Below are 7,702 nucleotides of genomic sequence, written 5' to 3' on the forward strand. Positions count from 1 at the left end.
TATTCCGATGTTGCCCTAAAAAACTGACTACTAATAGAAAAGCTATAGCTGTTTTTCCCCTAATGAGGTACACAGGATTTTTTCGCTCTTGCCTCTTGCCTCTTGCCTCTTGCCTTCCCCTCCTGGGAGGGGTTAGGGGTGGGTGCCTCTTGCCTCTTGCCTTCCCCTCCTGGGAGGGGTTAGGGGTGGGTGCCTCTTGCCTTGCGCGTAGCGCATTACCATAGTTTGGTCAAAAAATACAGAACCAACGGCTGGGTTTTTTAGCAAGTTTCAACGATACCTTAGCGATAGGCGTTAAATTTGAGTAGGAAATACCACCACTATGTCTAAAACTATGACCTCTGCTGTTGTGCATAATACTCCTCCTGTACCGCCAACTCAATATGAACTTCCTTGTGATGACGGTATTCCTATGGAAACGGAACGACATAAACTTCAGATGGAATTGCTGACTGACCCGTTATACCCTTGGTTAGCCCAGCGGGAAGATGGCTATTTTGGGGGTAATATGTTTCTTTATTTCAGTACAGAACAAATTAAGAATCAAGACTTCCGTGGTCCGGATGTATTTGTAGTGCTTGGAGTTCCGAAAGCCGAACGACTAAGTTGGGTAGTTTGGGAAGAAGGTAAAGCACCTGATGTGATTATTGAGCTAATTTCTGACAGTACAGCTAACACCGATAAAACTACTAAAAAAGTAGTTTATCAAGACCAAGTCAGAGTACCCGAATATTTTTGGTACGACCCGTTTAATCCAGAGGATTTTGCCGGATTTAGGTTGCACAATGGCGTCTATCAGCCTTTAACTGAAGATGAACAAGGACGACTAATTAGCGAAAGATTAGGATTAGCTTTAGTCCGTTGGCAAGGGGTTTATAAAAATAATGTTGATACTACTTGGTTACGTTGGGCTACTTTAGAGGGAATTGTGCTACCTACTGCTGAAGAAATAGCAGTGCAAGCTCAAGAAGAAGCAGCCCAAGCTCAACAACAAGCAGCCCAAGCTCAACAACAAGCAGCCCAAGCTCAACAGCAATTAGCCCAAGCTCAAGAACGAGCCGAGCAACTGGCTGCTCGTTTACGAGCTATGGGAGTGGATCCTGATCAAGTTTGAAGCGATCGCGCAACGGAGTAGTTAACGGATTTAAGCGATCGCAATAGGGTGCATCTCAGTTTTGCAATTAGGCAAAAATTCGGGAGAAAATTCCCACACTCCCCGGGCCCGGGCCCCACACTTCCTTTTTTACAAATATGAGATGCACCCGACTATAAAGGGAGCAGGTCAAATAAGCCTAACAAATGAACTACTTGACAAAACAACAAAAATCCGGTCTTAGTTGCAGAACAGATGAACTATTTACCAGATCAGCAAGCAATTACCCATCAGGGGGCTATAGTAATGGTAAAAATATTAGGCTTAAGTGACATGCTTCCCCTATTACCTATTACCCATTACCTATTACCCATTTCCCATTCCCCATTCCCCATTCCCCATTCCCCATTCCCCATTCCCCTTTTACAAATATGAGATGCACCCATCGCAATATCCCTCGAGTTAGGAGGAGTTGCTAAGGTCAACTCATAGTTGGTTTAGCAACTCTTTTACCATAGTTTTGTCAAATGGGTAGTGCTATACCACCATGCTTGGGCTACCGAGACAGATTATATCCCCAAAACATAAAGCAGGTTGAAGTAAACAGTAAGCCAAAGATAACAATTTTTACCTGACGGGGTTTTAAAAGATGGTAACGACAAATGGCAACCAAGGAAAACAATGGTAATAGTATCCCCATCTCGATCAATAGGTTTTTATATAAGTAATAATTGCTTAGGTCTAGTTTTCCGGCGCTGGGTAAAATACCCCAAGGAAGTTTAAAGTTTTCTCTAGTGAAGGGATAGAACAAAGGTATACCAACAACTCCAACTAACAAATCGATAATAATTTGGGAAAGACCCGCTAATATCGCTTGAAAACTATACACTTTGAGTTGGCGTCCCCTAATTACTATAATAATTAAAACTACGATTGTACAAATGGGAATAATCAGAGCAAATGCTAGGGAATGGGTAATACGAGTTTGACGGTGTGCTGATTGATGTAACCAAGGGATAAAATGATCCAAGTCAGGGAAAGAGGCAATTACTATTAACCATAAAAACCAAGCCAAGCGCAATAGCAGTGGTTTTTTGGGTGAATTAAAAGCAATACCAATAGTTACAGCAGTTACACTATGGCCAATAAAAGATGACATATATTTTTTTATTTTGATGTTACTGAATTAAGTTATTATAGCATCTTAATTTAATAGGTAAAATCAAAATTTATGTTTAAGTATAACCCTTCACCAAATTAGGTCAAGATACCTGAGGGGGTGACATGAGCCCCAAAAAGCTTACTCTATAAGGCTTTGATGCCAATGGTGTCATGGAAGATACAGTCGGAAATTAAGCCTAAATTCATGTTAGGGAAGCTCAAACCCTTATAACTACGTCCAAAGGAGCGCCCAAAACAGAATGTATATTTTTGGGAATTATCGGCTGAAATTATTACCCAGTAAGGATTTCAGCTTGCATGTCACCCCCCCAGGTCAAGATACACAAAACCAGGCAAAACCTCTTCTCCAGATAAACTAGGGGGAGACTCTAAAACCTCAATATCTCTACTTGGTCGATAAATTTCAACTTGTCGCTCTTTACGATTAATCAAGCAACCATTACGAGCACCATTGTCTCGGTATTCTTCCATCTTCTGGCGAATTGCTATTAAGCTATCACTAGGCGAACGTAATTCAATCACAAAATCAGGACACAGGGGCAGAAATTTCTCTTGTTGTTGAGGAGTTAAACTATTCCAGCTTTGTAATGGTATCCAAGAAGCATCGGGAGAACGGTCGGCACCATTGGGGAGTTTAAAACCAGTGGAAGAATCGAAAGCAATTCCCAACTTGTTTTGACGGCTCCAGGCTTGAAGTTGGTAGCCTATTTCTAGATTACAGTTTCCTGTGCTGCCGCCAGTGGGTGACATAATAATTAAATCTCCATTAGCATTGCGTTCAAATTTTAAATCATGGTTGTCTTGACAAAGCTGGAAAAATTGCTCGTCGGTAAGGTTAATTGATTGGAGATCAAGGGTTAGGGTGGTCATGATTGTTTAGGGAAGGGAGCAGGGAGCAGGGAGTAGGGAGTAGAGAGTAGGGAGTAGAAACCTAAGTGTATTTTATAAAAATAACTAACGCTATAGAATTGTTTTAGCGATCGCGTTTTTGATTCCCAGTGATCAATAACTATTCCGATCGGCGTTCGCGCAGCGTGGCCAAAGGCCTCAGCCGCGCCAAAGGCGATCGCTGAAAGCGGGGCTTCGCCCATCGCCTTTGGCGGAAGCGTTCGCAAAGCGTGGCCCAAAGGCCTCAGCTTGATCGCGAAGCGTGGCCTACAAGCTTTGTTGTCCTCTAAAAATTGACTACTAATAGAATAGCTACTGTAGCAACTCTAGTACCATAGTTTGCTCAAAAAAGAAAGAACCAACGGCTGGGTTTTTTAGCAAGTTTCAACGATACCTTAGCGATAGGCGTTAAATTTGAGTAGGAAATACCACCACTATGTCTAAAACTATGACCTCTGCTGTTGTGCATAATACTCCTCCTGTACCGCCAACTCAATATGAACTTCCTTGTGATGACGGTATTCCTATGGAAACGGAACGACATAAACTTCAGATGGAATTGCTGACTGACCCGTTATACCCTTGGTTAGCCCAGCGGGAAGATGGCTATTTTGGGGGTAATATGTTTCTTTATTTCAGTACAGAACAAATTAAGAATCAAGACTTCCGTGGTCCGGATGTATTTGTAGTGCTTGGAGTTCCGAAAGCCGAACGACTAAGTTGGGTAGTTTGGGAAGAAGGTAAAGCACCTGATGTGATTATTGAGCTAATTTCTGACAGTACAGCTAACACGGATAAAACTACTAAAAAAGTAGTTTATCAAGACCAAGTCAGAGTACCCGAATATTTTTGGTACGACCCGTTTAATCCAGAGGATTTTGCCGGATTTAGGTTGCACAATGGCGTCTATCAGCCTTTAACTGAAGATGAACAAGGACGACTAATTAGCGAAAGATTAGGATTAGCCTTAGTTCGTTGGCAAGGGGTCTATAAAAATAATGTTGATACTACTTGGTTACGTTGGGCTACTAATGACGGAATTGTGCTACCTACTGCTGAAGAAATAGCAGTGCAAGCTCAAGAAGAAGCAGCTCAAGCTCAAGAAGAAGCAGCTCAAGCTCAACAACAAGCTACTCAAGCTCAAGAAGAAGCAGCTCAAGCTCAACAACAAGCTACTCAAGCTCAACAACAAGCCGCTCAAGCTCAACAACGAGCTGAGCAACTGGCTGCTCGCTTACGAGCTATGGGAGTAGATCCTGATCAAGTTTGAAGCGATCTCGCAACGGATTGGTGTAAGCATTGAGCGGTCAGCGGTTAGCACTCAACCCTTGGCCAGTGGCTGACCGCTGATAGCTGATATAGCGCTACGCGCCAGGCAAGAGGCAAGAGGCATGCATGCTAAAGCTTACTAAGCACCTAAACAAAATTAATTGGGTGCGGCTCTTTTAGGAATACGCTATATTACAAGTACACTACATACTTCTAACCCTTTCTATATTTAGATTTAAGTTTTCTAGGCTAAAGGGATAGAATTAAGCGATCGCAAAAAAATGAAACGCAAAAACCCCATTTCAATGTGTAATACGATAATACAAAAAAGATATTATCTTGTTTTTCACTCTTTGAGCGAGACTATTTTGAGCATGTCTCAAGCATACAATTCTTTTTATGCAAGGATTTCATACTTTATGCAAAAATACAATTTTTATTTTCAAAAGAGCCGCACCCAAATGATAAATGAATACCCTTTGATATCTGTATTTCATCCGATGAATTTGTAACGACACCAGCGTGAAGCACTATATTTGTATCCCCTTTGTGTTTTTCAAAAATTGGGATGCTCTCCATCCTTGCTATTGATGGCAGCAGATTCAGTGACATTCCTGAGAGTTCCTAGGTAAGTCACGTAAGAAGTACCACCTGTGCCATAACCCGTATTATTATTGTCACCCGGATTAGATATGTACTTAGGAATCATTTTGAAATGACTGGTTCGCATCAAAAGAATATTTCCAACACAGTTATTGTAAGCTCTTACTAAATCTGAAGAACCATTTTCTATCACAAAGCTCCTTACTTGGCTCTTCTGATAAATTTCCTCCAAGAACTTTCTATGAGGGGCTGGCATATAGTTTACAAAATCATAGTAGTCTTTTAAAATCAAATCCACAGGAATAGATTTTTTTTCGTTAAGAATTTCTCTTTGTACAGGATCCAGAGACATACAACCCATAATCCGGTCTAAGAAAGGCATCGCGCTGCTTTGAGAACCTGTTTCTCCTCTGAGAGCTGAAGCATTAATCTCAGTACCTTCATAAATAAGCTCAACGTTATTGTTCCACCCTTTGAGAAACTGCCTGATGTGTTTTCTGAAAACTTCAGCAGACACGATATTCTCTGTCGTCATGAAGACATCTTTCATGTTAACAATGGTGTCCGCCATTTCTCGTAAGATAATAGCCAGAGAAACCGCATCTCTTTCTTGTGCTAGCTCCATCGCTTTTATACCTTGTTTATAACACTCTCTAGCTGCTGCTTCATAGGCTACATGAACAGTGATGAATTGGTCTTCATCTTGTCTCCCTGAAAAAGTCACAAGACTTCTAAGGTTGTTTGTCGTAAAATCTCCGTTTGGATCTAGTTTTCTCCAGTTTCTTAAGACATAATCAGCATAATTGAGTATTGGTGGTTCCTCCAACCTTTCTGAAATCTCAACAAAAGGAATAGCAATCTGTGCTGGAAGAACTGTTCGGGGTTCAGATTCGCCTCTATAGATGGGTTCCCAAACATAAGCTTGGGCTATCATTCCTAGACAAAGTTTGGCATTATTCAGATGAAAATCCTCTAAAGAAGTTGTATCTATCTGAGGCATTTTATCTACCTCTATTCCCACTTCTCCAATGGGCAAAATATTTGGAAGATTCTGAGCTATTTCTCTCCAAACATAATACTGTTCAGGCCAAAAATCCAAGGACTCTAAGGTTTCAGTCAAGAATCCTTTTTCTATTATTTTGTCTTTGAAATCAAACATTATTGGATTTTTCTACTAAAAATAGTTTAAACAATATGTATTATAAACCTGATTTAGAGCGGTTTAAATATTTTTATTTTTTTTTATATATTGCTCTTTCGAGCTCATTGGTCAGGGTAAGCTCATCTATAGCGTTTCTTATAGCTATGAGGTACAGAGGATTGTTTCCCTATTACCTATTACCTCTTATCTCTTACCTGCTCCGTTCGCACCTCAAGCAGCGTCGGCTTTGGCGAAAGCGTGGCCCACGGCCTCAGTCCCTGCTCCCTAAAAGCCAGAACTTTGTACCTCATGACTATGATTGCTGGTTCTTCAGTACCTACTATGCTAAATTTATAGTTTACCCCCCCCGAAAAGCTTACTGTGTAAGGGTTATGAGGCTATTTAACCATAAATTTTTCCAATATAGCTGCCTCTTCCTCCTGCTCCGAAGTCCCTGCTCCGAACGCGCCCCGCGTGGCCTACGGCCTCAGTCCCTTTGGCAAAGTGTTAATTTAGCATAACAAGTACGGAAGAGCCATTTTTATTTGAGATGTAAACAAATCATCTAAAGCTTTAGGAAACCTAAAACTTCCAATAGGTAAGAGCAATAAGGAATACATAATTTTTCAGTTTAGCAAAAATCACAATCTAGTTTTACAACTCATTTGTAAAGTAAAAACAAACGTATAAATACTCATTGCCAAATCAAACTAAATTTGATCAACCTATCAATGGGAATAGGGAGAGGTGAGAGGTTGGCTGTAGCGATTGGCCGTAGGCCACGCTACGCGAACGCCTCATGACTACCAAGCCCAAATAGAAAAACCAAATAACCAAGCAGTAAAGTAAGGGAATGGGATTGACCTTTGGTCACGCTACGCGATCGCATTTCCCGACTCCCGATTCCCGATTCCCTACTCCCTACTCCCGACTCCCTACTCCCTACTCCCTTTTCAAACAAAAAAATAGCCGCAGAAATACTATCCACGGCTAGGTAAACCTTATGAATTCACATTTCGCACCATTCCAGACATGCTCCCATGGGAGCAAACCCGATGGTTTGGCCAGGGGGCAAAGCCCCCCAGCAATTTAATAGCTTAACCCAGAATTATGTACTTAGTCATCATCGTAATAAATTCCCCAGGAAGCCCCGTCGGTTAGAGTCGATGCCCGGTATTATCCGGGGCACCTCTCCTTCAGAACCGTACGTGAAGGTTTCCCCTCATACGGCTCCTAGATATTCTCTCCCTTAGGAGTGCTCCAGTGTATCTGTTGATGGCAGCTTTGATGTACTGCTAGTAGATTCTTTTTTGACCAGTTGTCGTGGTTTCCATCTATGTGATGAAGATGTACATCCTCGCCTTCGATGAATCTCAGTCCACAGTGTCCACAGGAATGGTTTTGCTTTTTCAATGCGTCAGAGGTAGCATCGGAGTAAAGGCGTGAATTCCTTTGGCTCCAGTAGACTAGGTCGCCGTCGTATGGTGACTTAGTCCCCCTTACGTTCACGTGTTGGTTCTGTTTGT

Annotated in this window: 9 protein-coding genes; 4 read left to right on the forward strand and 5 right to left on the reverse strand. The window is 41.7% G+C overall.

The features are described 5' to 3' along the window. Positions 1–322: 322 nt before the first annotated feature. Complete coding sequence (locus LYNGBM3L_RS13695; RefSeq protein WP_008184071.1) at positions 323–1,114, forward strand: Uma2 family endonuclease; 792 nt, start codon at positions 323–325, stop codon at positions 1,112–1,114. Positions 1,115–1,348: 234 nt separating this feature from the next. After that, a complete protein-coding gene (locus LYNGBM3L_RS43450) occupies positions 1,349–1,528 on the forward strand; it encodes a hypothetical protein (RefSeq protein WP_044493130.1) in 180 nt (59 codons plus the stop codon). A gap of 121 nt (positions 1,529–1,649) precedes the next feature. Here the strand turns inward: LYNGBM3L_RS43450 and LYNGBM3L_RS13705 are convergent, their stop codons facing one another. From LYNGBM3L_RS13705 to LYNGBM3L_RS13715, 3 genes are all read right to left on the reverse strand, one after another. Beyond that, positions 1,650–2,252, reverse strand: a complete 603-nt coding sequence (locus tag LYNGBM3L_RS13705; protein WP_008184073.1) for a metal-dependent hydrolase — start codon at positions 2,250–2,252, stop codon at positions 1,650–1,652. 323 nt (positions 2,253–2,575) lie between these two features. Beyond that, positions 2,576–3,145 (reverse strand): Uma2 family endonuclease, encoded by a 570-nt coding sequence (locus LYNGBM3L_RS13710; protein ID WP_008184075.1) that lies wholly within the window; start codon positions 3,143–3,145, stop codon positions 2,576–2,578. After that, positions 3,142–3,366: a hypothetical protein gene (locus LYNGBM3L_RS13715; protein WP_008184077.1), complete on the reverse strand. Its 225-nt coding sequence runs from the start codon at positions 3,364–3,366 to the stop codon at positions 3,142–3,144. The genes LYNGBM3L_RS13710 and LYNGBM3L_RS13715 overlap by 4 nt, the downstream gene beginning before the upstream one ends. A gap of 233 nt (positions 3,367–3,599) precedes the next feature. On the opposite strand from LYNGBM3L_RS13715, the gene LYNGBM3L_RS13720 reads away from it, so the two are divergent. Beyond that, positions 3,600–4,433, forward strand: coding sequence for a Uma2 family endonuclease (locus LYNGBM3L_RS13720; RefSeq protein ID WP_008184079.1), 834 nt, complete (start codon positions 3,600–3,602; stop codon positions 4,431–4,433). Positions 4,434–4,988: 555 nt separating this feature from the next. Here LYNGBM3L_RS13720 and LYNGBM3L_RS13725 read toward each other — a convergent pair. Further along, entirely contained in the window at positions 4,989–6,194 is a 1,206-nt protein-coding gene (locus tag LYNGBM3L_RS13725; RefSeq protein WP_008184081.1) for a PrnB family protein, read from the reverse strand. Between the two features lie 835 nt (positions 6,195–7,029). Between LYNGBM3L_RS13725 and LYNGBM3L_RS43455 the strand changes: the two genes are divergently transcribed. Further along, positions 7,030–7,170 (forward strand): hypothetical protein, encoded by a 141-nt coding sequence (locus LYNGBM3L_RS43455; protein WP_154659777.1) that lies wholly within the window; start codon positions 7,030–7,032, stop codon positions 7,168–7,170. A 239-nt stretch (positions 7,171–7,409) separates the two neighbouring features. On the opposite strand, the gene LYNGBM3L_RS36440 is transcribed toward LYNGBM3L_RS43455, so the two are convergent. Continuing rightward, a partial coding sequence (locus tag LYNGBM3L_RS36440; RefSeq protein ID WP_131827367.1) for an HNH endonuclease occupies positions 7,410–7,702 on the reverse strand: 293 nt, incomplete at its 5' end.

It is taken from the genome of Moorena producens 3L (assembly GCF_000211815.1).
Taxonomy (GTDB): Bacteria; Cyanobacteriota; Cyanobacteriia; order Cyanobacteriales; family Coleofasciculaceae; genus Moorena; species Moorena producens.